The organism is Caenimonas sedimenti (assembly GCF_007833165.1).
Lineage (GTDB): Bacteria > Pseudomonadota > Gammaproteobacteria > Burkholderiales > Burkholderiaceae_C > Ramlibacter > Ramlibacter sedimenti.
Genome location: NZ_VOBQ01000001.1, coordinates 133408 through 158040, shown reverse-complemented (window position 1 = coordinate 158040; position 24633 = coordinate 133408). Strand labels below are relative to the sequence as shown.

At 69.9% G+C, this 24633-nt stretch carries 17 protein-coding genes; 10 read left to right on the top strand and 7 right to left on the bottom strand.

What is annotated here, in order from left to right; translation table 11 throughout:
* Window positions 1-103 precede the first annotated feature (103 nt).
* The gene (locus FN976_RS00785) at window positions 104-3496 is read left to right on the top strand and encodes a FecR domain-containing protein (RefSeq protein ID WP_186510702.1); all 3393 of its coding nucleotides are present in this window, start codon (window positions 104-106) and stop codon (window positions 3494-3496) included.
* Complete coding sequence (locus FN976_RS28725; protein ID WP_186510701.1) at window positions 3493-5217, top strand: adenylate/guanylate cyclase domain-containing protein; 1725 nt, start codon at window positions 3493-3495, stop codon at window positions 5215-5217. The genes FN976_RS00785 and FN976_RS28725 overlap by 4 nt, the downstream gene beginning before the upstream one ends.
* Before the next feature lie 4 nt (window positions 5218-5221).
* On the opposite strand, the gene FN976_RS00775 is transcribed toward FN976_RS28725, so the two are convergent.
* The 5 genes from FN976_RS00775 to FN976_RS00755 all read right to left on the bottom strand — a co-directional run bounded on the left by FN976_RS00775 (window position 5222) and on the right by FN976_RS00755 (window position 12856).
* Entirely contained in the window at window positions 5222-5812 is a 591-nt protein-coding gene (locus tag FN976_RS00775; protein WP_145889975.1) for a lysophospholipid acyltransferase family protein, read from the bottom strand.
* A gap of 44 nt (window positions 5813-5856) precedes the next feature.
* Window positions 5857-8073, bottom strand: coding sequence for a cyclic nucleotide-binding and patatin-like phospholipase domain-containing protein (locus FN976_RS00770; RefSeq protein WP_145889973.1), 2217 nt, complete (start codon window positions 8071-8073; stop codon window positions 5857-5859).
* On the bottom strand, window positions 8051-9220 hold the full coding sequence (locus tag FN976_RS00765; protein ID WP_145889970.1) for a cyclic nucleotide-binding domain-containing protein: 1170 nt from the start codon (window positions 9218-9220) through the stop codon (window positions 8051-8053). The genes FN976_RS00770 and FN976_RS00765 overlap by 23 nt, the downstream gene beginning before the upstream one ends.
* A gap of 53 nt (window positions 9221-9273) precedes the next feature.
* A complete protein-coding gene (locus tag FN976_RS00760) occupies window positions 9274-11031 on the bottom strand; it encodes an ABC transporter ATP-binding protein (RefSeq protein ID WP_145890046.1) in 1758 nt (585 codons plus the stop codon).
* An 82-nt stretch (window positions 11032-11113) separates the two neighbouring features.
* A complete protein-coding gene (locus tag FN976_RS00755; RefSeq protein WP_145889968.1) occupies window positions 11114-12856 on the bottom strand; it encodes an ABC transporter transmembrane domain-containing protein in 1743 nt (580 codons plus the stop codon).
* Between the two features lie 181 nt (window positions 12857-13037).
* On the opposite strand from FN976_RS00755, the gene FN976_RS00750 reads away from it, so the two are divergent.
* The 3 genes from FN976_RS00750 (at window position 13038) to FN976_RS00745 (ending at window position 15056) form a co-directional block, all read left to right on the top strand.
* Complete coding sequence (locus FN976_RS00750) at window positions 13038-13916, top strand: universal stress protein (RefSeq protein ID WP_186510700.1); 879 nt, start codon at window positions 13038-13040, stop codon at window positions 13914-13916.
* A 154-nt stretch (window positions 13917-14070) separates the two neighbouring features.
* The gene (locus FN976_RS28720; protein WP_186510699.1) at window positions 14071-14247 is read left to right on the top strand and encodes a hypothetical protein; all 177 of its coding nucleotides are present in this window, start codon (window positions 14071-14073) and stop codon (window positions 14245-14247) included.
* Between the two features lie 14 nt (window positions 14248-14261).
* Window positions 14262-15056: an ADYC domain-containing protein gene (locus FN976_RS00745; RefSeq protein ID WP_145889964.1), complete on the top strand. Its 795-nt coding sequence runs from the start codon at window positions 14262-14264 to the stop codon at window positions 15054-15056.
* A 65-nt stretch (window positions 15057-15121) separates the two neighbouring features.
* Here FN976_RS00745 and FN976_RS00740 read toward each other — a convergent pair whose 3' ends face one another.
* Window positions 15122-18274 (bottom strand): PAS domain-containing hybrid sensor histidine kinase/response regulator, encoded by a 3153-nt coding sequence (locus FN976_RS00740; RefSeq protein WP_145889962.1) that lies wholly within the window; start codon window positions 18272-18274, stop codon window positions 15122-15124.
* 51 nt (window positions 18275-18325) lie between these two features.
* On the opposite strand from FN976_RS00740, the gene FN976_RS00735 reads away from it, so the two are divergent.
* A complete protein-coding gene (locus FN976_RS00735; RefSeq protein ID WP_145889960.1) occupies window positions 18326-19378 on the top strand; it encodes a histone deacetylase family protein in 1053 nt (350 codons plus the stop codon).
* Entirely contained in the window at window positions 19372-19728 is a 357-nt protein-coding gene (locus FN976_RS00730; protein WP_145889958.1) for a hypothetical protein, read from the top strand. The genes FN976_RS00735 and FN976_RS00730 overlap by 7 nt, the downstream gene beginning before the upstream one ends.
* Window positions 19729-19741: 13 nt before the next feature.
* On the opposite strand, the gene FN976_RS00725 is transcribed toward FN976_RS00730, so the two are convergent.
* Complete coding sequence (locus FN976_RS00725) at window positions 19742-20242, bottom strand: Lrp/AsnC family transcriptional regulator (protein ID WP_145889956.1); 501 nt, start codon at window positions 20240-20242, stop codon at window positions 19742-19744.
* Between the two features lie 127 nt (window positions 20243-20369).
* Here FN976_RS00725 and FN976_RS00720 point away from each other — a divergent pair, with 127 nt between their 5' ends.
* The 3 genes from FN976_RS00720 to FN976_RS00710 all read left to right on the top strand — a co-directional run bounded on the left by FN976_RS00720 (window position 20370) and on the right by FN976_RS00710 (window position 24625).
* On the top strand, window positions 20370-23999 hold the full coding sequence (locus tag FN976_RS00720) for an indolepyruvate ferredoxin oxidoreductase family protein (RefSeq protein ID WP_432417836.1): 3630 nt from the start codon (window positions 20370-20372) through the stop codon (window positions 23997-23999).
* A gap of 95 nt (window positions 24000-24094) precedes the next feature.
* Window positions 24095-24400 carry a DUF1272 domain-containing protein gene (locus tag FN976_RS00715; protein ID WP_145889952.1) on the top strand — a complete coding sequence of 102 codons (306 nt, stop codon included), beginning with the start codon at window positions 24095-24097 and terminating at the stop codon, window positions 24398-24400.
* A 72-nt stretch (window positions 24401-24472) separates the two neighbouring features.
* The gene (locus FN976_RS00710) at window positions 24473-24625 is read left to right on the top strand and encodes a cupin domain-containing protein (RefSeq protein ID WP_255440017.1); all 153 of its coding nucleotides are present in this window, start codon (window positions 24473-24475) and stop codon (window positions 24623-24625) included.
* The last annotated feature ends 8 nt before the right edge of the window (window positions 24626-24633 follow it).

Here is a 24633-nt window from a genome sequence, read left to right as displayed (position 1 = left end):
GTTGAGCCAGCCTACACCATTGCCCCGCATCGCGCGCACCGCAAAACCCCCGGATGCGGCCAGAATCGCGGCACCGCCCGAATTTGATTGCCGCCCCGACTCCATGCACTTCCCCCGCCGCCTCGTGACCCGCGCCGCGCTCGCGGCCTGTGCTGTCGGCAGTCAGGGGGCCTCGGCCCAATGCGCCGGGACGGCTTTGGCGCCAGGCGCCACCGCGGCCGAAATCGTCAGCCTCACCGGCCGCGGCGAGACGCGCCCGCTGGAGGCGCAGCCCTGGTCGGCCGCCTTCCTGGCGCAACGCCTCGCGCCTGGTGCCGACATGCGCACGCTGGCGCTGTCCTCGGCCGCACTGTTGCTGTCCGACCGCACCCAGCTGCGGCTCTCGGCCGGCGCGCAATTGCGGCTGTGCGAGGCGACGCCGGAGCGCACCCTGCTCGAACTCGCGGCGGGCCGCCTCTGGGCACGAACCAAGAAGGCGCCGGCCACGCTGCAGTTGCAGACGCCGGCCGCGCTGGCGGTGGTGCGGGGAACGGACTGGGATGTCGAGGTGGGCCCGCAGGGGCACACGTTGCTCACCGTGCTGTCCGGCAAGGTGGAATTGAGCAACGCCTACGGCAGCGTCGACCTGGGCCCGGCGGAGCAAGGCTTCGTCGAACCCGGCAAGCCGCCCGTGAAGCGCTTGCTGGTCCGCCCCAGGGACCGCGTGCAGTGGGTGATGGCGCACACGGTCGACCCGATGCGGTGGGCCGAATTCCAGCAACCGGCCGTCGACCCGCAACTGGCCGCCGTGCGTGCCGACTTCGCCGCCGGCAACCTGGGCGGGGCGCGCGAGCGCCTGCTGGCGCTGCGCGCCGCCAATGCCGGCGGTGCGGTTGTCGAACTGTTGCTGGCCGACCTGGAGGTGGCCGATTCCCAACTCGACGCCGCGCAGTCCCGCCTGGCCCAAGCCTGGCAACGCCACCGAGACCCGCGCGCCGCCGCAAGGCGCGCCGATCTGCTGATGGCGATGGACCGTGGCGCCCTCGCCCGTGCCTGGCTCGACGAGACCCTGGCCGTCGCACCCACGGCCCCGGAACTGCTGCTGGCCGACGCCGACTGGTACCGGCTCGAAGGGGCCGGCCCGCGGGCGCTGATGCGCTATCGCGAGACGCTCACGCACGCAGCCAGCGACATGCAGAAGGCCGCGGCCCACTGGGGCCTCGGCCGCGCGCTGCAGGAGCGCGGCGATTGGCGGGCGGCGAACGCGTCGCTGGCGCAGGCCGTCTCGCTGGCACCTGGCAACCCCACCTATCGCGGTGAACTGGCCACGGCTGCTTCCGAAAATCTGCGCCTGGCCGAAGCGCGCACGGGCTTCGACGCCGCGCTCGCCATCGCCGGTGACGACTACGTGAGCCTGGCCGGCTCCGGCCTGCTCACCTTGCAGGAAGGCCAGGCCGAGGCCGCGCGCACGCAGTTGCTGAAAGCGCTGGTGATCGAGCCGCGCTACGCCCGCGCGCAGGTGTGGCTGGCCGAAGCGGAGTACACGCTGGGCGAGCGCCCCGCCGCGCTCGATTCGCTGGCCCGCGCGCAACTGGCAGACCCCAACGACCCGGTGCCCTGGCAGGTGCAGGCCATCGTGCTCAACGACAGCGGCGAGCCCACGGAGGCCATCGCCGCGTCGCGCGAGGCGCTGGCGCGCCTGCCCTTCCTCAAGTCGCTCAACCCGTTGACCTCGGACAGCCAGGGCTCGGCCAACCTCGGCAAGGCGCTCGGCGATTTCGGCCTGGAGCACTGGGCCCGCGCCTATGCCAACGCTTCGTACTACCCCTTGTGGGCAGGCAGCCATTTCTTCCTGGCGGACCGCTACGAGAGCGACTTCAACCGCAAGTCGGAACTGTTCCAGGGCTACCTGGCGGATCCCACCGTGTTCGGTGCGAGCGAGAAACGCGCGCCGTTGCTGCTGATGGAAGGCAGCGAATGGGCCGTGGGCGCCAGCGCTGAACGCAATCCATTGCGGCACAACGCCACGGTGGATGCGGGGCACCGGGGCTTCAATGCATCAGCGATCCCCTTCGCCTGGTTGGTGCGCGGCAACAGCGTGCAGATGTGGCCGCGCGAGGGGCCCCCGACATCGCAGTACCGCCTGTCCTCGCCGGCGATCGATCTCGCCATCGGCGCGCGGCCGGTGGAGAGCCTGGGCGTTTTCCTGTTGCACTCCGATTCGGAACTGCGCTCGCGCTTTCCCGCCGCGCTCGATCTCGGGAACGGCATCACCGTCAGCGACACGCTGCGCACCCGGCCCAGGCGCACCGACGCCGGCGCGTCCTGGCGCTGGTCCGCCGACAACCAGACGTGGCTGAAGCTGCACCACGGCGTGACGCGCTCATCGCTCGTGTTGGACGACGCGGCCTTCGGACCGCAGGATTACGACTACGAGAGCAAGGAGCGCGGCGTCTTCCTGCGCCACACGCTGGTGACCGGCCCATGGCGTCTCAGCGGCGGCTGGGAGCAGGTGCGGCGCGACACCGGCTCGGCGATCTCGGACCCGCAAGTCGTCTCACCACGCACGAACACCGAACGCTACGCCATGCCGTGGGTCGCGGCCGAATGGCGCGGCGGCGCCTGGAGCGCGCAGGCGGAGCTGTATCGCCCGGTGTTCACCGCGACCCAGCTCGATCGCTTCACCGACCCCGCCGGCCAGGACTTGTTGGATCCGACCACCGCCAGCGGGGGCCAGCGCCGTCGCACCTTGCCGCGCTTCGGCGTCAGCCACAGCTTCGGCCCGGGCCGCGCGATCCACGCGGCCTACCAGGAGAGCGTGCGCGCGCCCGGCACGCACACCCTGGCGCCGGTGGCCACCGGCGCCATCCCCATCGACAACCAGTACCAGCTGGCCGGCAGCTTCGCGCGCAAGAAGGCGGTGCAGCTGGATTGGGAAGCCACGCCCTCCACCTTCCTCGGCGCGGCCCTGTCGCAGCAAAGCATCTCCAACCCGGTCGACGGCAACACCGGCCGCCTGTTCGCGCAGAACACGGGCGTGCTGTTCGACAACATCGCCACCATTGCACCGGTGGTGCTGAACGCGCAGACCTCGCTGAACACGTACAAGGAGACGCCGATCTTTTCGCAGGGGCGCATCAGGCAGGCGAGTGCCTCGATCAACCAGCTGCTGGGCCCGCGCTGGAGCGTGCTGGGCAGCTACATCCATGCCCGCTCGCGCAACACCGGCGAGACCTTCGCCGGCAATGCACTGCCCGGTTTCCCGCGCAGCACCGTGCTGGCCCAGACCACCTGGCGCCACGCCAACCGCAGTTTCTCGCTGGCCGGCGTCACCTGGCGCGGCACGCACTTCGGCGACGAGGCCAACAGCGTCGTGCGGCCTGCCGGCTGGACGTTGGGCCTCGCCCACGGCTGGGAATCGGACGACCGGCACTGGCGGCTGACAGCCAGCGTGCAGTCCGGGCTACGGGACGGCGAGAAGCCGACGTTGTTCCTGCTGCTGCGCTACCGCCAATGAAGGACGCCTGGCGCGCCTGGTCCTGGCGGCTGGGGCTCACGGTGCTGCTGTGGGCGCTGGTGCAATGGCTGCCGGGATGGGAGGCCTTGCAGCGCCTCGAATACGACACGCTCGCGAGCTTCACCGCGCCGCCGCCGCCGGCCGCGCCCGTGGTGGTGATCGGCATCGACGAGCCCAGCCTCGCGGCGCTGGGCATGGCACCGCCGTTGCCGCGCCAACTGCATGCGCAGGTGGTGGATTCCGTTGCCGCAGCGGGCGCGCGCGCCATCGCGATCGACCTGCTGTTCAGCGCGGCGCAGGACGCGGAGAACGACGCCACGTTGGCGCGCGCGCTGCGAGGCCGGCTGCCGGTGGTGGTGGCCAGCGCGGAAACCGCCGTGCAGAGTTCGCAGGTCGCGCGCTACTCGCAGAAGGTCGAATCGATCTACCCGCAGGCGCGGCACGGCAGCGCCGCCATGCCGCGCGACGAGGACGGCGTGGTCCGCCGCGCGCCGGCCGAAGCCGACGCGTTGTGGCGGGTGCTCGCGGACAGCGCGAGCCAGGCCGTGCGGCCGCCTCCGCCGGGCGCGCTGCTGCGCTACTACGCGCCCGAAGTCCCGATCACCTACGTCCACTATTCACAGGCGCTGGATGCCAGGCGCAGCCTGCGGCCGGACGCCCTGCGCGGTGCTTTGGTCCTGCTGGGGCAGAACACGCCCGTGGGCGGCATCGACCAGATCCAGGTGCCGCTGCGCATCCTCGGGACCGGTGCGATGTCGGGCGTGTTCGTGCATGCGACGGCGTTGATCAACGGCTTGCGCGGCGACTGGATCGTTCCGGCGCATTCGGCTGGGCCCTTGTTGCAGGCCTTGCTGGCCATGGCCGCTGCCGCAGCCCTCACGAGGCGCTGGCGCGGCGGCCGCGCGATGGCACTCACCGTCGCGCTCGCCGCGTTGTCGGTGCTCGCCACCGTCGTGCTTTTCATCGATGGCACCTGGTGGAGCGCACTGCCGGTGCTCGCCGGCCTGGCGATCCACTTCAATGTGGGAGCAGCCGACAGCTACCTGCGCGAACGCCGGCGGCGCGAGCGGCTGCGCCTGGACTTCGCGAGCTACGTGCCCTCCACCGTCGTCGATGCACTGGCCGGCGAGCTGGTGCCGCTGAGGACCACGGGCGAGCGCCGCGTGCTGACCCTGCTGTTCTCGGACCTCGCCGGCTTCACCACCGCCAGCGAACAACTGCCGCCGGAACAGGTCGCCACCGTGCTCAACGCCTACTTCACGCGCATGACCGCCGCCGTGCACCAGCATGGCGGCACGCTGGACAAGTTCATCGGCGACGCGGTCATGGCGTTCTGGAATGCACCGCTGCCGGAACCCGCGCATGCCGAACGGGCGCTGGCTTGCGCGCGCGAGATGCAACGCGAAATGGAAACACTGCGCGCCAGCTGGCAGGGCACGCCATTCGCCGGCATCCGTTTGCGCATCGGGCTGCACACCGGCGAAGCGGCCGTCGGCAACCTCGGCTCGGCGGCGCGCTTCACCTACACCGCGGTGGGCGACACGGTGAACACCGCGGCGCGGCTGGAAGCGGCGAACAAGCAGCTCGGGACGGACATCCTGTTGTCCAAGGCCACGCACGACGCGTTGCCGGAAGCGATGCGCAGGGAACTGCGCCCACTCGGCCCGGCGGAGCTCCCTGGGCGGGCCGCCACCATCGAGGTGTACACGGAGGGCGCTTAGGTCTTCAATCCGCGTCGAACTGGTCCTCGTTGCGGCCGCGGACTCCCGCGTAGAAGCGCTTGATCGCCAGCATGTCCTGCTCGACGTCGCCCGAAGGCACGAAGACCGGCCCCAGGCCGCCGACCTTGCGTGCGTAGTCCAGGTACGCCAGCATGATCGGTACCTGGGCCTGCAGCGCGATGAAATAGAAGCCCGTCCTCCAGTGCCGCGTCTTGCCGCGCGTGCCTTCGGGCGGCACCACGAGTTGCAGCGGGCCTTCCGCCGCGATCAGGGCGGCCGCCGCCGTGGCGACCACGTTGTTGTTCCTGCTGCGGTCCACCGGGATGCCGCCCAGCCAGCGCATCACCGGGCCGAACGGGCCGCGGAACAGGCTCGACTTGCCCATCCAGCGAACGCGCAGCCGCAGGCAGAGGCATACCATCAGCGTGTAGGGCAGGTCCCAGTTGCTGGTGTGCGGCGCGGCGATCAGCACGGACTTCGCGGCCTCGGGTGGCAGATGGCCCAGCACCTGCCAGCCCAGGAGGCGGAGCACCGCGCGGGAGCAGGCGTGCAGCAGGGTGCTGACCAGGGGCGTGTCGAAGAGAGTTCGTTGCATGGGTACTGCTGTTTTGACAGGCCGGGATGGCGCGACGCGGCGGGTCAGCGCCGTTCGCTCCAGCCGCGCAGCGCCGCGAGCCCCGCGCGGTAACCGCGTTCGATCAGCTCGTCGATCTTGTGGAACTGGAGCATCCCGAAGCTTGCGACGTCCGGTTCGATCAGGAGGTCCGCCTCCCGGGTGACCTGGGCCATCCGGCTCGCGCTGCTCACCGTCAGCGTCCGCAGGATCAAGTCTGCCAGCCGCGGCGAGCGCAAGGGCTTCATCCCCGGCACCAGGCGCCGCAAGACGAACTTCCAGGCCGGTGCGAAGCCACCTTCCGGCGCGACCAGTTCATCGTCCGGGGCCACCTTCACCGCGATGACGCGGCCGCCCGCACGGTGTTTCACGAGGTCGGACGGGAGGTTGTTGAGGATCCCGCCATCCACGAGGATGCGCTCGCCGTCGAGGACCGGCACGAGCACCCCGGGGATGGATGAACTGGCGCTGACAGCCAGGCCCAGCGAGCCAGACTCATGGACCACGGCCTGCGCGCTGCACAGGTCGGTGGAGACCGCGAGGTACGGGATCCAGAGATCCTCGATCTGCGTCTCCCCGAAGGAGTGGTGGATCGAGGCGTCGCGCCGCCGGGAAGCCACCATGGCGACGATCGGCAGCGTGTACTCCTGGAACGGGCGCTGCGCGATCACCTCCAGGTTCAACGTGCGCATTTCGTCCGTGGACAATCCCATCGCGAACATGCCCGCCTGGATGGCCCCGAAGCTCGTGCCGCCGATCCAATCGATCGCAATGCCCAGCTCCGCGCAGGCCTTCAGCACGCCGACGTGCGCCAGGCCACGCGCTCCACCGCCCGAAAGCGCCAGGCCGGTCCCTCGGCCCGCCAGCAGGCGGGCGGCGCGGTCCGAGGTCGTGACGTCATGCACGCGCAAGTGGAAATGGCGGTCGAACTCGGCGCCCCTCAGCCACGCGCGGGTGTTCCGCGGCGCCTTCGTTGCGGCCGGATGCGCGATCACGAGGCTCCATGGAAGCCGCTGCGTGTCGTCCTTGGCCCACCGCCGCGCCGCATCCAGGGCGGCCATCGCCTCCGGGGGCGGGTCGGCCAGCCCCTGGGCCACGGGTTCCACGAGCCACACGCAATGGTCGGCCTGCAGCAGGCACTCACGGCGCCAGGCATCGTCCGCGTTCCCGCCGTCGACAACCACCAGCGAATGCGCAGACTGCGCCTCTTCCAGCCACACATCGAAAGGCATCCACACGGGATGCGACTCGGCCGCCTGCGGGTCGATGCGATAGCCGACGGCGCTTTCAAAGTCCGTCCGCGTACGGATGGCGGCGCCGCCGGCGCCTTGCAGCGAAGCGCAAAGCTGGCGGAATGCCTCGTCGAGCATCGGATGGCCGGAGATGCGCAGGACGACCAGCACCCGTGCGGCCACCCGCAAGGAGGGTGCCTTGCCCGCCAGGCGCCGGACCACCGCGGACATGACGTTGCGCGCGAAGCGCGGGTGCTGGTCCGCGAATCGGTCGAACATGGCCCGTGAGATGCGCATCAGGGTCGCCTTGCGCTCGGCCTTGACCGTCGCGGTGCGCGCCTCGCCGGCGATGATGGCCATTTCGCCGACGCTGGCCCCGGGCATCAGCTCCGCGATCTTCCGGGACCCATCGTCCGTCGAGGTGACGACGGCCAGCCGCCCACTGGTCAGGATGTACCAGGCATCCGCCTCTTCCCCCTGGGCAAAAAGTTCTTCGCCACGCTCCAGCACGACCTCGGCCGCGCCGGCGCCGAGCTCCTCGACGAGGAGCGGGTCGCAACCGCGCAGCAGGTCGCGGACGGCCCCCTGGAAAACGGTCGTGCGCAGGTTGCGGGTGGCCAGCCAGACGAGCCTCTCGTCGAACGCCGGGAAGCCGAGTGCGATGTCACGTCGCAGCGCCAGGTCGATCTCCAGCAGCGCGCCGGCCGTCACCGCCACCACATCCGCCGTCGCGACGTGCCCGGTGACGGCCTGGATCTCGCCCAGGACCTTGCCTTCGCCCAGTTGCGCGATGGCTGCATCGGCCGCGGCGCTGCCCGGGAGCCGGACCTCCACGGTGCCGGCGAGGACGAAGCAGATCGAGGCCGTTCGCGTGCCGGCGCGGATGAGGACGTCGCCGGCCGCGAACTCCCGGCGCCCTGCCCGCGCGGCACAATCCGCGATGACTGCTTCCGGGGCGCCCTGCAGGAGCGCCGTGCCTGCGATCCAGTCAGCCGGCGGCGGCAGCTGCACCGGGCTCCTTCACCGTGGCCGCCGCGGCACGCTCCGCCAGAACCCGTGCGAGGTTGAAGAGGATCGCACGCGCCCCTTCGGGGTCGCTGCGGCCGAGATCGTCCATCCAGCGGCGGCGCAGCGCGGCGATGCGGCTCGGGCGCGTCGCCCGCACCGACGCCCAGCGCCGGCCCTCCGTGCGGAAGAAGGCCATCTCGCCGAAGACCTCGCCTTTGCCCAGGGTGGAAACGATCTGGTTGCCGCGGAACACCTCGACCTCGCCATCGAGAACGATGTACAGCTCGCGCTCGGCGTTGCCCTCGCGGGTGATGAGCCGTCCCTCGGGAACATCCATGACGAAGCCGTTGCGCATCAACAGGCGCAGCGTGCCTTCCGGCAGGCCCTCGAGGAAGCCCTGGCCGTCGGGAAATTCGTTCAGGGCGGCGCTGAACTGGTCCCAGACGTCGCGCCCGTCGGTGACGACCTGCTGCACGTCGTCCTGGAACAGGTGCGCGAAGTCGCTCATGTCCACCGGGTCGCGCTTGCCGCGCCCGAAATGCTTCCTCGCCCAGGGCGCCATCGGGGAGCCGACGCGCTTGTAGTGGCTGTCGTCGGACAGCACCGACAGCAGCGGCAGCTCGACGCCTTCCGGCCCCTCGAACGAGCCCGCGCCGTAGGTGCGCGCGCCCAACCGGCGGTAATAGTCCAGGAGGCCGGGGCGGCAGTAGCAGAACGAGATGTCCACGTTGGCCTCGCCGGCGAGGAATTCATAGGTGACACGTGCCATCGACGGCAGCACCAGCGAGCCGCGGCGCTTCGGGTCGATCATGTAGCGCCCGACTTCGGCGGTGCGCAGCCGGCCTTCGGCCGGACCCAGCAGGTGCGGCGAATACTTCTTCGCCTCGGCCTCCGGCATCTGCTTCGGCTCCCAGACGCGCACCCGGACCACCCCCTCGAGGTCGGCGGGCGAGCCCACGTAGAAGTGGTGGCTGTACGGCTTCTCGTCCTCGATGTCCGTCACCATGCGCCGCTCCGAGTCGACGCCGCCCAGCTGGCGATTCAACTCTTCCACGTAGACGCGGTAGCGGAACCGGTAGATCGCGTCGAGTTCCTCCCGGGTGGACGCCCGATGCACCTTCTTCAGGTGCGTGAAAAGCTGGGCGAGCATGACTTCTTCCGGAGTGGACGGCGGACTATACCCCCCGGATGCGGACGCGCTGCTTACACCGCGTCCGCGGCGTCCTCGCCTTCCAGTTGCTGCAGCAGGTACAGGCGCTGGTACAACCCCGCCTCGATCGCCATCAGCTCCGAATGCGTTCCCAGCTCCGCGATGCGCCCATGATTCAGCACCACGATGCGGTCCGCGTCGCGCACCGTGGACAAGCGATGCGCGATCGCGACGATGGTCACCTTGCCGCGCAGGTCGGCCAGCGCGCGCTGCACCACCTGCTCGGTCTCCGAATCGATGTGCGCGGTGGCCTCGTCCAGCAGCAGGATCCGCGGCTCGCCCGCCAGCGCCCGCGCGATCGCCAGCAACTGCTTCTGGCCGACTGACAGGCGCGCCCCGCCCTCACCCAGCGGCGTGCCGTAGCCACGCTCCAGGCGCACGATGAAGTCGTGCGCCTGCGCGGCACGCGCGGCCGCCTCGACCTGCGCATCGGTCAACGGGCGCCCCATGGCGATGTTCTCGCGCGCGCTGGCCGCGAGCAGGAAAGGATCCTGCGGCACCAGCCCCACGCTGGCGCGGAAGTGGTCTTCGCCGATCGCCTCCAGCGGCACGTTGTCGATGCAGATGCTGCCGGGCGGCGCCGGGTAGAAGCGCAGCAGCAGCGACAGCAGCGTCGTCTTGCCGGACCCGGTGTGGCCGACGATGCCGTGGAAGCTGCCCGCCGGGATGCGCAAGGCCAGCCCGTGCAGCACGTCGTGGCCAGGCTGGTAGGCGAACGTCAGGTCCTCGATCTCGATCTCCCCCTGGCGCACCCGGCCGGTCTCGCCGGCCACCGGGGTCTCCGTCTCCTTCAGGAGCGCATGCACACGGGCCGCCCCCACCATCGCCTGCTGCAGTTGCGAGAACTGCATGGTGATCTGGATCAGCGGCTCCACCACACGGGCCATGTAGCTCATGAACGCATACAGGATGCCGACCTCCACGGCGCCCAGCGCGGCGCCATTCCCGCGCGCGCCGAACGCCCAGATGACGGCGGCCAGCAGCAGCACGTTCAGCAAATCCAGCACGGGACGCAGCAGCCAGGCGTTGGCGCGCAGTTCGACCTGGCGCGACGCGAAGTGCGCCTCGTTGAGCGCGGCGAAGCGCTGCTCGAACCGCTCCGCCGCGTTGCTGGCTTGCAGCACCGGCATGCCGGCAATGGATTCCGCCATCTGCGCGTTGAGGTCGCTGCGCAGCTCGCGCGTGCGCGCCACGGCCGGCGCGGAGAGCCGCTGGTACACGTAGACGATCAGGCCGACTGCCGGCGCCAGCGTCGCCACGATCAGCATCAGCCGCCAGTCCAGCCACAACATCGCGACCATGGCGCCGGCCAGCACGATCAGGCTGTCCAGCATCACGAACAGCACCTGCACGTAGAGCGCCTTCACGGCCTCCGTGTCATTCGTCACGCGGCTGACCAGCTGGCCGGTGATGGCATGGTCGAAGAAGCGCATCGGCAGGCGCAGCACGTGCGCGTAGACCTCCTCGCGAACGCGCTGCACCGAGCGCATGGCCAGGCCCGCCAGGCGAACCAGTTGCAGGTAGCGCAACCAGCTTGCCACGTTGCCCGCCACCAGCGCCCCGGCCAGCAAACCGAACATCGCCGGAAGGTCGGCGTTGCGCGGCACCAGGTAGGTGTCGATCAACGCCTTGCCCGCCAGCGGCCCCAGCGCTTCCAGCCCGGCGGCGAGCATCAGGAACGCGATGCCACGCCAAAGGTGGCCGCGCTCCGGCGCGGCCGCGCGCACCAGCAGCGCGGCGGCATCGCCCATTCGACTGCCCTCCGTCCTGCGGACTGCGGGGCTGAGCGCCTTCGGAGCGGCCGGGCGGCGCTCGTTGGCCTGCTTCACCGGATCAGCTCGCATCGAGGCTCGCCTGCAATTGCTGGTAGCGCCATTGGCGCGCGTACCAGCCGTGTCCCGCCGCCAGGTCGGCAGGCCGGCCCTGCTCGACGACATGGCCGTCACGCAGCACGATGGTTTCGTCCGCATCCGCCACCGCGCTCAGGCGGTGGCTGACGATCACGACCGTGCGCCCTCTCCGCGTCTCCCGCAGGTGCGCCAGGATGCGCGCTTCGGTTTCGGTGTCCACCGCCGACAAGGCGTCGTCCAGCAGCAGCAGCGGGGCATCCGCCAGCAAGGCACGCGCGATGGCGACGCGTTGCCGCTGCCCGCCCGAGAGCGTGACGCCGCGTTCACCCACCGGCGTGTCGTAGCCCTGGGGCAGCCGCGCGATGTCGTCGTGCACCGCAGCGAGCCGCGCCACGTGTTCGACTTCCGCGCGGCTGGCCCCGGTCCGGGCCAGCGCGATGTTGTCGGCGACGGAGGCCGAGAACAGGAAGGCCTCCTGCGGCACCCAGGCGATGGCGCCGCGCAGGGCGCCCAGCGTGTAGTCCTGCAGGTCGACATCGTTCCAATGCAGTTCCCCGGATTGCGGCGCGTGGTGCCGAAGCAGCAGACGCAGCAACGTGGACTTGCCCGCGCCCGTGGGTCCGACCAGGCCCAGCGTGCGTCCGGATTCGAGACGCAGCGACACGCCGTCCAGCGCCGGCCGCGGCTGGCCGGGGTAGGCGAAGCGCACGCCCTGCAGCTCGAGCGAGCCCGGCGTGACCGTTTCCACCGTGCCGTGGTCGTTCACGCTCAACGGCATGTCCAGGACCGGCGCCAGCCGGCTCCACGCTGCCTTGCCGCGTTCCAGCAGCGAGAGCACCCAGCCGGCCGCGAACATCGGCCAGATCAACTGGCCCAGGTACAGGCTGAAACTGGTCAGCTGGCCCACGGTGAGTTCGCCCTGCCACACCAGCCAGCTGCCCGCGCCGAGCGCCAGCGCCGTGGCGGCCGACAGCGTGAAGCCCACCGCCGGCTCGTACGCCGCCTCCCAGCGTTGCGCATTCAGGCTCGCCTGCGCCGTCCCGGCGGCCAACTGCCCGAACTGCGCCTCGCTGCGCGCCTGCAGGCCGAGCGCGCGCAGCGTGCGCACGCCGGAGAGCGTCTCCTGCACCTGGTCGTTGAGCGTGCCGAAGCGCTCCAGCGACAGCCGCGATGCTTCGTGCACGTGCCGCGCCACCCACCAGAAAGCCAGCGCCATGAAGGGGAACGGCAGCAGCACCCAGAGGGCGACCCGCCAGTCGACGCCGATGGACATCATGCCCATGACGACGATGAGCGTCAGCGTCCCGTCGAAGCCGGCCAGCACCGCCTCGCCCGCCGCCATCTCCACCGCGTCGATGTCGTTGGTGGCCAGCGCCATCAGGTTGCCGGTGCGCTGGGACTGGTAGAACGCGGGCCCCTGGCGCGCCAGCCGTTGATAGAGCTGCGCGCGCAGTTCCACGCCGAGCCGGTAGGCCGCGGCATAAAGCTGCAGCCGCCACGCGACGCGCAGGAAATAGACGACCACGCCGGCGGCGGCGACCCAGGCGAGCTCCTGCAGGAGCGCAGCACCACTCAACCGGTTCGCCACCAGGCCATCGACCACCCGGCCGATCTGCAACGGGATCCAGGTGATGAGCAGCGCGATGACGGCCAGCATCACGCCGGACGAGGCATAGGCGATCCAGTGGCGCCGCATGAAGCGGCCGATCAGGAGGTAGAGGGACATCGGCAGGGATGAGCTACCGCCGCGGGCGGAAAGATCCTGGTGCGGATGGCATGGGGCGGGACTTTATCCGAGGCCGCCTGGACGGGCAGGTGCCCGGTGCTTTCACACTTCGCGCAGAATGGGTCCGCCGCGATGCGACCGGCGGCACGACGGCACCTCAACCCCATCCGCGACCAAGCCCATGAACATCCTCCTGGCCATCGACGGCTCCGACGCCGCGCTGCATGCCTGCCGGCTGGCGGCGGCATTTGCCGGCCGCTGCAAGACGCCGGCCGTCACGCTGCTGAACGTGCAGCGCCCCCCGCTGCGGCTGTCGCTGCAAGGCGGCGTGCCCTACCAGGTGCTGGAGGATGCATTGCGCGAGGAAGGCACGCGCCAGTTGCAGCCGGCGGTGCGGCTGCTCACGGAGGCCGGGCATGCCGCGACGCAGATCGTGCGGCTCGGTCCGCCCGCCGACACGGTACTCGACACCGCGCGTGAATGCGCCGCGGATGTGCTGGTGCTGGGCAACGGCCGGCACGGGCCGGTGGGTGGCTATGCGCTGGGCTCGGTCGCGCTGCGTGTCGCCCCGGCCGCGCATTGCCCGGCCATCGTCGTCCGGCCCGGCGCACCGGTGCTCTCGGGCGCCGGCGCGACGCTGCGCGTGACAGCGCCGGTGGATGGATCACAGGAAGGATTGCGGGGCCTGGAGCGCCTGGCCGCCTGGTCGGTCGCCGTCGGGCCGATGCTGGTGGACCTGGTGCATTTCGGCCCCGGTCTCAGCCTGGCCGCCGCCGTGCTGCCCCCACATGACGACGTGCTGCGCGAATGGGGCGGGCTTGACACGGACGCTGCGCTGGGCGCCGCGGAGAAGGTGCTGGCCACCGCCGGCATCGCGCACACCACGCACCGATTGCATGGCGCGCCGGAAACCGGCATCGCCGCGTTCGCGCGCGAGCAACGCGCCGACTTCATCTCCATGGCGACGCGGGGCAGGGGCGCGATGCACCACCTCCTGCTGGGTTCGGTCGCGCTCAGGACGGCGCAGGCCAGCGAAGTGCCGGTTGCATTCATGCGGTAGCTGCCGCGCCATCCGTGAAGTCCTCCACACCCGGCGAAAACACGCAGATGCGGGAGTCCACCACTAGTTCACGCTCAGGGCGGATTCATCGCTGGCGCGCCCTGCCGCCCTGTGTCCAGGTCCCCTAGCATTCATGCACCCCACACGGGAAACCATGATGCAAACGCTGAAGATCACCGCCGCCCTCTCCATCGCCCTGCTGCTCGCGGCACCGGTGCATGCGCGCGGCGGCTGGGACGGCAACGGTGTCGCCACCAGCGGTGTCGCGCAAAGCGTGCCCTCGGTCGTGGTTTCCATCGAGCAGCCCGCCAAGCCACAGGCCGGCCAGTAAGCCGGGCGGGCAGGATGCGCGGCGTTCTCGTCGCCCTGGCCTTCTCCTTTCTTGCTCTCCCCACTCTCTCGCAGCCGTTGCCCGGGCTCACGGTCAGTGGCACGTCGTTCCGCCTGATCACGCGCAACCAGCAGCTGTACTCGCCCGATCTCGCCGGCACCATCCTGACCACTGCCTTCGAAGGCCGCTCGGCACGGGTGCGCATCGACGCCGTCGAACGCGACCCCAGCCAGGCCCATGGCGTGGTGTGGCTCCACACCTTCGCGCTGCAGCAGCCGGACGGCACCTGGGCCAACCTTTGCCACGCCGGGCCGGACGGCCGGGCGCAAGGCTTTCCCCTGCCGGGCGCCAGCCGCGCCAACGGCACCTTCTCGTACCAGGAAGGCACCCGCTTCGAGTGGATCTGCACGTCGGGCGCGCAAGGCAAGTGCGTGCGCCATGGCTACTTCCCCTGGGCGCCCGCGCCGGACGGCACGCCGCTGCAGCGGGCGCATGACGCGTGCGTGTTGATGCTGCGGGCGGACTACGGGGCGGTCAACTCGCCGGCGACGCGCGATGGCGTGGCGGTGGGCAGCACGGACCGCTGGGGCTTGCGGGCTGTCGATGTGCCTGCGGGGGAAGATTGGTTCGAGGCTGGCTGGGATGCGGAAGGTGCGGTCTGCGTGCGGCGGCCTCGGCTGCGGGACGGCGTGACGCTGAGCGAACTGGAAGCGAAGGTGCCCCGGTTGAAGGGGCGCACCGGTGCGGTTTGCACGCCGGAGTTCGCGCGAGGATTGGGGGCGCTGGTGTTCAACTGGTCGCAACCGTAGCAAACGCTGGCGGGCGGTCCCGCGTGCCCTCACCCCGGCCCTCTCCCAGAGGGAGAGGGAGGAAGTCAGGAGCCGCGGCGCGAAGCCAGGCCCGCCGCCGCCCGCCGCAACGCTTCGCTCACCGCCTGCGCGCGGATCGGCTTGCTCAGGTAGTCGTCCATCCCCGCCGCCAGGCATTGCTCGCGGTCGCCCTGCATGGCGTTGGCGGTCATGGCGACGATCCAGGGGCGGTCCACCGGCGACGGGTACAGCGCGCAAAGCTGACGCGCCGCGGCCAGGCCGTCGAGCACCGGCATCTGCACGTCCAGGAAGAGCACGTCCAGCGGTTCACCTCGCGCGTTGGCCGCGGCCACCGCATCCAGCGCGGCTTGGCCGTCACCCACCGTCTGCAATTCGTAGCCGAGTCCGTTCAGCAGCAACGCGGCCACGCGCTGGTTCATCACGTTGTCTTCGGCCAGCAGCAGGTGCAGCGGGATCTCGTGGGCCAGCCGCGGCCGCGTGTCGGCCGCCGGCGCGGCGGTCGGCGCCACCGGCGGCGGCGTCGTGGCGAACAGGCCTGACAAGGCTTCGAACAGCGTCTGCGACTTGATCGGCTTGCTGAGGGTCTGCGCCAGCTGCAGCCCCGGTTGCGCCGGCACGGCGCCGACCGAGGTGAGCACCAGCAGTGGCAGCCGCGCCGTTGCCGGCCGCTGCCGCAGTTCGGCGGCCAGTGTGTAGCCGTCCATGTCCGGCATCTGCACGTCGAGGATGGCCGCGTCGAAGGGTTGGCCAGCGTCGATCCACTCCAGCGCCTGGGCGCCGCTCGCGGCCGCCTGCGACTGCATGCCCCAGCGCCGCGTCTGCAGCGTGAGGATGTGGCGGTTCGCCGCGTTGTCGTCGACGATCAGCAGGCGGCGCGCGGCCAGGTTGGCGGGGCGCCGGCTGACGTAACGGTTCGGGCGGCCAGGTGCGGTGATGCACGGCAGTTCGAACTGGAAGTCCGCGCCCTCGCCCGCACGCGACTCGACCCAGATGCGGCCGCCCATCAGCGTCACCAGGCGGCGGCAGATGGCAAGGCCGAGCCCCGTGCCGCCGAACTTGCGCGTGGTGGACGCGTCCACCTGGCTGAACACCTGGAACAGCCGGTTCATCCGGTCGGCCGGAATGCCGATGCCGGTGTCGCGCACCGACGTGTGCAGCAGCGGCTGCCCTTCCGGCCCCTCGCGGCGCGACAGCGTCACCACCACCTCGCCCTGCTGCGTGAACTTGACGGCATTGCTGATCAGGTTGACGAACACCTGGCGCAAGCGGGCGGCGTCGCCCACGATCGCGCGGGGCACTTCGTCGTCGATCCAGTACAGCAGGTCCAGCCCCTTGGCTGCCGCGGCGCCGCTGCTCAGGTCGAGCGCACCTTCGACGCAGTCTGCGAGCTCGAACGGCACGTGCTCCAGCGCGAGATGCCCGGACTCGATCTTCGAGAAGTCGAGGATGTCGTTGATGAGGGTGAGCAACGCGTCGCCGCTGGTGCGGATGGTCTCCGCGAACTCGCGCTGCTGCGGCGTCATCGGGCTGTCGAGCAGCAGGTCGCTCATGCCGATGACCGCGTTCATCGGCGTGCGGATCTCATGGCTCATGTTCGCCAGGAACTCCGCCTTGGCGCGCTCGCCGGCTTCGGCGGCATCCCTGGCGGCGATCAGGGCGGCCTCCGCCGCCTTGCGCGACGTGATGTCGCGCGCGATGCCCAGCATGCCGATGGCGCGGCCCTTTTCGTCGCGCATGCCGACCTTGACCAGCTCGAAGTACTGCATCTCGCCAGTCGCGGCGTCACGCCGCGCGTCCTCGTAGACCAGCGGCTCGGTCGCCTGCATCGCCTGTTCGTCCGATGCGCGGTACCTGGCGCCAACCTCCGGCCCGAAGAGCAGCTCCGGCGTCTTGCCACGGACTTCGTCGCCGGTGAAGCCGTGGTGGCGCTGGTAAGCCGGGTTCGACAGGAGGTACACACCCTTGGCGTCCTGCAGCCAGACCCAGTCCGGGATGTTGTCGATGAGGGTGCTGAGCTGCGCCTCCTTCTCGGCCAGCGTCTCCTGCGCCCGCACGTAGGCCGTCATGTCGGTGAAGGTGCGAACCACGCCGCCATCGGGCAGCGGCCGCGTCAGCACCTCCAGCGTGCGGCCGTCGGTGGTCTTGCGCATGTAGACCTCGGGCCCCTGGATCGCCGGCACCTTGTCGCCCTCGGCCACGTAGCCCCGCGCCACGGCGTCGACGAACTTGAAGTCCTCGCCGAAGTCGCCCCGGTCGATCTGCAGGCGCACCAGCTGCTCCATGGTCGGCTGGCTGGCCATCAGCTCCTCGGAGAAGCCGAGCAGCTCGCCGTAGCGGCGGTTCGACATGATGGCGCGCCCTGCCGCGTTCATCGTGCAGATGCCCTGCGCCATGCTGTCCAGGGTGATCTGCAGGTCCTGCGACTTGCGCGCCAGGGCTTCCTGCACGTTCACGTATTCGGTGACGTCGGAATAGGTGCGCACGACTCCACCATCGGGCAGCGGCTGCGTCGTCACCTCGATGGCCTTGCCGGTCAGCGTGCGGCGCAGGTAGGTGCGCGCGCCGTCCAGCATGTGCCGGATCGAGCCGGCCGTCTCCACCGAAAACCCCTTGTCGTACAGCAACTGGTTGTCCGGGCCGAAATCCCCGCGCTGCTTCTGCTTTCGGATGATGTCGACCATGGCGGGTTCGCCGGCGAGCCAGTCTTCCGGGATGTCCAGCAGTTCCTGGAAGTGCCGGTTGTACAGCACGATGCGGCCGGCAGCGTCCAGCCGCACGATGCCGCGGCCGGCGTTGTCCAGCGTGAGCTGCAGCGACTCCGCGGCGCGCTTGCGCTCGGTGATGTCCTCCACCGTGCCCTCGTGATAGAGCACGCGGCCCTCCGCGTCGCGCACCAGGTGCGCGTTCTCGCTGATCCAGAACGCTTCGCCGGTGTCGTGACGGCGCATCTCCGAGACGAAGTCGCGCACGGAGCCTTGCGCTTCCAGCAAATCGCGGAAGGCCTGCCGGCGATTGGGGTCGGCGTACCAGCCCTGCATCCGCGATCGGGGATGCGCCAGCATCTCGGCCTCGCTCTCGAAGCCGAAGATGCGCACCATCGCCCGGTTCGCCCGGAACTGGCGGCTCTGCGCATCGGTGCGGTAGGCGCCGATGGTCAGCAGTTCGAAGAGCGAGGAGAAGTCGTCGCCGGCGGGCATGGTTGGCGCATCGTAGTACAGCACTGGGGCGCGTGCCGGTACGATGCCGTCATGCTGATCATCCACAATCCCCTGCACAGCCTGCACCGCGGCCGCCAGGAGATGTTCCGCGGCCGGCTCGTCCCCTGCCACGAGCAGCCGGACCGGCTGGAGTTCATCCTGGAGGAACTCCGGGCGCGCCGCCAGCACGAACTGCAGGCCCCGGGCGAAGCGGACATGGCGGTGGTGCGGCGCATCCATACGACGCCTTACCTCGACTTCCTGACGAATGCCTGGAGCGAATGGGTGGCGTTGGACCCGGCGAACGCCGAACTCGACGTGCTGCCATCGATCGCGCCGGTGCGCAGTTTTCGCACGGACGTCCTGCCCACCAATTTTGCCGCGAGAGTGGGACGTTATTCGTTCGACACGGGGTCACCCTTGATGGCCGGGACCTGGGCTGCCGCCCAGTCAGGAGCCGCCTGTGCGATCGACGCAGCGCGCGCTGTCGCCCGTTCCTCCAGCGGCGGGCGCCGCGCCGCGATGGCTCTGACACGCCCGCCGGGGCACCATGCGGGTGCGGATTTCTACGGCGGCTACTGCTTCCTGAACAACTCGGCGATCGCGGCGCAGGCGTTGCTGGACGCGGGGGCGAAGCGCGTCGCCGTGCTGGATGTGGACTACCACCACGGGAACGGGACGCAGAGCATCTTCTATGAGCGGGCCGACGTGCTGACGGTGTCGCTGCACGGGGATCCGATGACGGAGTACCCGTTCTACCTGGGGTATGCGGATGAGACCGGGGCGGGCGCTGGGGCCGGGTGGAACTTGAACCTGCCCATGCCGGGGGGAACGGCCTTTGCCGTGTGGAAGGAAGCGCTGGACGCGGCGTTGCGGCGGATTTCGGAGGGCGGCGCCGAGGCACTGGTGGTGGCACTCGGCCTGGATACGTTCGAGGGCGATCCGATTTCCAGTTTCAAGTTGACGAGTGCGGACTACCTGCGGATGGGCGAGGCGCTGGCAGCTGCAGGGCTGCCCACGGTGTTCGTCACGGAAGGCGGCTATGCTGCACGGGAACTGGGAGTGAATGTGGCGAATGTGCTGGAAGGATTTGAAGCATGCTGAAGCATCTCGTCGTGGCTTCGGCGCTTGCGTTGGCCTGTGGCGTATCCGTCGGTCAACCGGCCGACCCGTCGGCGCTCCTGGCGGAGTTGGCCAAGACCTTGTCCGATGTCCGTGCCAATCCGGCGGCGGCGAGCCGCGCGCGCTGTCCGGCGAACCTGAGCACCTTGGCCGGGCTCCCCGTGGGCCGCGTGATCATCGAGCTCGGCCAACCGCCGCAAAGCTCGAGCGACAACGCCCTGCGCTACCCGATCGCCGGCGGCCAGGCCACTGGAGCACGAGCCGGTGAACTGGCTTTCAAGTTCGACGGCAAAGGCAACGTGAGCGCCGTGGAGTGCCGCCAGGCGAAGTGAACGGCCAGCCAGGTCAGCGCGCCTTCCTCCCCACCTTCGCCTTCGCCGGCGCCGCCAGCGGCAACCGCGTCTCCGCCTTCACCTCCTTCAGCACGACGCTCGACCGCACGTGCGTCACGCCCGGCAACTTGAACGCGGTCTCGTGCAGGAAGGTCTCGTAGGCCTTGATGTCCGGCACCAGCACCTTGATCACGTAATCGGCCTGGCCCGTGGTGGAGTAGCAGCTGACGATCTGCGGGCAGGCAGCCACCTCGCGCTCGAAGCGGCGCACCTCGTCCTCGTTGTGGCGGGTGAGGTTCACCTCGGCGAGGACGCACAGCGTCAGTCCCACCTGCTCGCGGTCGACCAGGGCCGTGTAGCCGCGGATGACACCGCGCGCTTCCAGTTCCTTCACCCGCTTCCAGCAGGGCGTACTGGACAGGCCGGCGGCGGTGGCGAGCTGCTGCACGGTCTGGCGGGAGTCGCGCTGCAGCTCGGTGAGGAGGAGGACGTCGTGGCGGTCGAGGTCGTTCATTCCTGATTTCTACCAGAATCGAGAACATTGTTCTCCCAGAATCGGCTCATCGAGGAGAAAGAGAAACAAATTTCCTCCGGCGGCACCTATCCTTGCCGGCATCTCCTGGATTCCTGCCTCCGCAGGAATCACAGCCCGACAAGGACCCGCTGTGACCGTTGCCGACACCCTCGCCCGCCCCGACTACAAGCTCGCCGACAACCTCTGGGCCCCCGCCGGCGCCGTGTTCCTCACCGGCACGCAGGCCCTCATCCGGCTGATGCTGATGCAGCGCCAGCGCGATGCCGCGGCCGGGCTCGACACGCGCGGTTTCATCAGCGGCTACCGCGGCTCGCCGCTGGGCATGGTGGACCAGCAGGTGTGGAAGGCCGGCAAGAAGTTCGACGAGGCGGGGCTGCGCTTCCTGCCCGCCATCAATGAGGAGCTGGGCGCGACGGCGGTCCTGGGCACGCAGCGCGTGGAAGCCGATCCCGAGAAGACCTGCAAGGGCGTCTTCGCCATGTGGTACGGCAAGGGCCCCGGCGTGGACCGCGCGGGCGACGCGCTCAAGCACGGCAACGCCTACGGCGCGTCGCCGCACGGCGGCGTGCTGATGGTGGCGGGCGACGACCACGGCTGCGTCTCCTCCTCGATGCCGCACCAGAGCGACCAGGCCTTCCAGTCGTGGCATGCACCCATCGTCTCGCCGGCCAGCGTCGCCGAGTACCTGGAGTTCGGCTTGTATGGCTGGGCACTGTCGCGCTTCTCCGGCAACTGGGTGGGCTTCACCGCGCTGTCGGAGATCGTGGAGAGCGGATCGACCGTCGATCTCGACCTGGTGAACGCGCGCGTCGCGGCCTGGCAGGACGCGGCGACCGTGCGCGCGGTCACCGGCTACGAGCCGCCAGCCGGCGGCCTGCACTACCGCTGGCCCGACCTGCCGTCGCTTTCCATCGAGCAGCGCCTGCATGCCAAGCTGGACGCGGTCCGTGCCTTCGCTCGCGTGAACAGCATCGACCGCCACATCGTGACCAGCGACAGTGCCACGGTGGGGATCGTCACCGCCGGCAAGGCGCATTACGACTTCATGGAGGTGCTGCGGCGCCTGAACATCTCGCCCGATTCGCTGGCGGCGCATGGCGTACGCATCTACAAGCTGGGGCTGACCTTCCCGATCGAGCCGACGCGCATGCAGGAATTCGCACGCGGGCTCAAGGAGATCCTGGTCATCGAGGAGAAGGGCCCGGTGGTCGAGGAGCAACTGCGCTCCATGTTCTACAACGCCCCGGTGCGGCCGGCCGTCGTCGGCAAGCGCGACGTGAAGGGAGCGCCCCTGGTGTCCGAACTCGGGGAGCTGCGGCCTTCGCGCCTGATCTCCATCGTCGCCAACTGGCTGGTCGGCCACTTCGCCGACCTGGACCGCCGCAGTTTCGTGCGCGACTTCACGCCGCCCGAGCTGCTGGCCAACGAAAGTGACAGCGTCAAGCGCGTGCCCTACTTCTGCGCCGGCTGCCCGCACAACACCTCGACCAAGGTGCCGGAAGGCTCGCACGCGCAGGCCGGCATCGGCTGCCACTTCATGGCGAGCTGGATGGACCGCGACACCGAAGGCCTGATCCAGATGGGTGGCGAAGGCGTCGACTGGGTGTCGCACGCGATGTTCACCAAGATCCCGCACGTGTTCCAGAACCTGGGGGACGGCACCTATTACCACTCGGGCTACCTCGCGATCCGCCAGGCCGTGGCGGCCAAGGCCACGCTCACCTACAAGATCCTCTTCAACGACGCCGTGGCCATGACCGGCGGCCAGCCGGTCGACGGAATCATCAGCGTGGACGGCATCGCGCGCCAGGTCGAAGCCGAAGGCGTGAAGCAGGTCGTGGTGCTGTCCGACGACATCCGCAAGTACGACGCGATCCACGATCGCTTCCCAGCGGGCACCGAATTCCATGACCGCGCCGAGCTCGACGCGGTACAACGGCGACTCCGCGAGATGCCGGGCGTGACAGTGCTGATCTACGAACAGACCTGCGCCGCCGAGAAGCGCCGCCGGCGCAAGAAGGGCGAGCTGATCGACCCGGACAAGCGCCTCTTCATCAACGACCGGGTGTGCGAAGGCTGCGGCGACTGCAGCGTGCAGAGCAACTGCGTGGCCGTGCTGCCCACCGAAACGCCGCTGGGCCGCAAGCGCAAGATCGACCAGAGCAGCTGCAACAAGGACTATTCCTGCGCGAAGGGCTTCTGCCCCAGCTTCGTGGGCGTTTCCGGCGGCAAGCTGCGCAAGAAGACGGGGGCCCTCACTCCCTCTCCCCTCCGGGGAGAGGGCAGGGGTGAGGGGCGCTCGCGCGGCGACGACTTCGCCGACCGCGTCAACGCCCTCCCCCGCCCCACCCCCCACACCTGGACCGCCCCCTATGACCTGCTCGTCACCGGCGTCGGCGGCACCGGCGTCGTGACCGTGGGCGCCCTGATCGCCATGGCCGCGCACCTGGAAGGCAAGAGTGCCAGCGTGCTCGACTTCATGGGCTTCGCGCAGAAGGGCGGCTCGGTGCTCAGTTTCGTGCGGCTGGCCGACGTGCCCGCCCGCCTGAACCAGGTGCGCATCGACACCCAGCAGGCCGATGCCATCCTGGCCTGCGACCTCGTGGTGGGCGCTTCGGCCGACGCCCTGGTGACGGTGCGCCATGGCCGCACGCGCATCCTGGCCAACACGCACGAAGTGCCGGTGGCCGAGAGCCTGCGCAATCCGGATGCGTCGCTCAAGGTGCCGCAGCTGCTGGAGAAGCTGCGCTTCGCCGCGGGCGCCGAGCGCGTCGAGACGCTGGACGCGCAGGCCCTGGCCGAGAGCTTCCTGGGTGACTCGATCTTCTCCAACATCGTCGCGCTGGGCTCGGCCTGGCAGCGCGGCCTGGTGCCGCTCAGCCTGGAGGCCCTGCTGCGCGCCATCGAGCTGAACGGCGTTGTGGTGGAGACCAACAAGCTCGCCTTCTCGCTGGGGCGCTTGTCGGCGGCGCTTCCGGAGGCGATTGCGGAGTTCCTGGCGGAGACTCCCGCGAAGACCACCGCAACCGAGTCCCTGGATGGGCTCGTCGCGCGCGGGGTCGCGCATCTCACCGGCTACCAGGACGCCGGCTACGCGCAGCAATTCGCCCGCTTCATCGCGCAGGTGCGGGAACGTGAAGCCGCATTGGGCGCGGACGCCACCCTGCCCTTCACCCGCGCGGTCGCGCAGAGCCTGCTGAAGCTCATGGCTTACAAGGACGAGTACGAAGTCGCGCGCCTGTACACCGACGGCGAGTTCCAGCGCACGTTGAAGCAGCAGTTCGAAGGCGACATCGCGCTGGAGTTCTACATGGCGCCGCCGGTGCTGAGCCGCGCGAAGCATGGCGAGGCGCCGCGCAAGGTGCGCCTGGGCGGCTGGATGCTGCCGGCGATGAAGCTGCTGGCGCAAGGCCGCCGGCTGCGCGGCACGGCGCTGGACTTCTTCGGGCGCACGGCGGAGCGGCGGATGGAACGCGAACTGGTCGCGCAGTACCGCCAGCGCATCGAGTTGCTGCTGCCTTCACTCACCGCGGAACGCCTGAAAGCCGCGACGGACATCGCCGCGCTGCCGCTGTCGATGCGCGGCTTCGGCCATGTGAAGCTCGCGAACGTGGCGGTCGCGCGGGCACGGGAGGCGGAGCTGCTGCACCGCTTCGATCCGGCGACGTATCCGCGGCCGGCGGTGACTCGCGAGGCGGGGCAGATTCGCGGGATCCGTGTGACCACGGCCGCTTAACCCCTCCCCGGACCTCCTCCCTCTCCCTCCGGGAGAGGGCCGGGGTGAGGGCGCAGCCGTTCGCGGAGACAATGGCGAGTCAAGGAGACCCGCTCATGCTCGAACTGCGCCCCATCTGCGAACACTGCGCCCGCGACCTGCCGCCGGCGTCGCCCGACGCCCGCATCTGCAGCTTCGAATGCACCTTCTGCGCTTCGTGCGTCGAAAGCGTGTTGGGCAACGTGTGCCCCAACTGCGGTGGCGGATTCGTGCCTCGGCCCATCCGGCCGGCACGGGATTGGACCGGGGCATTCCTCGGCAAGTATCCGGCCACCGACACTCGCAAGCACAAGCCGGTGCAGGCTGAGAAGTTCGGAGAGCTGGTGGCACGCGTCGGCGGCGTCCCGCCCGCCGAACGATGACCGTCAAAGCTGGACCATGAACATGCAACAACCCATCGACCTGCACGAGAAACTCGCCTCCTTCGGCGCTGTGTGCGTCTCGGCCCCGGCCAGATGCATGTGGTGCCGCGCGGCATGCAGCACCGGCCGCGCGCTGTGGAGGAAGCGCACCTGCTGCTGATCGAGCCGACCGGGACGCCGAACAGCGGTGATGTGGCGACGGCGGCGCCGCGGCGCGTGATCTGAGGCGCTGC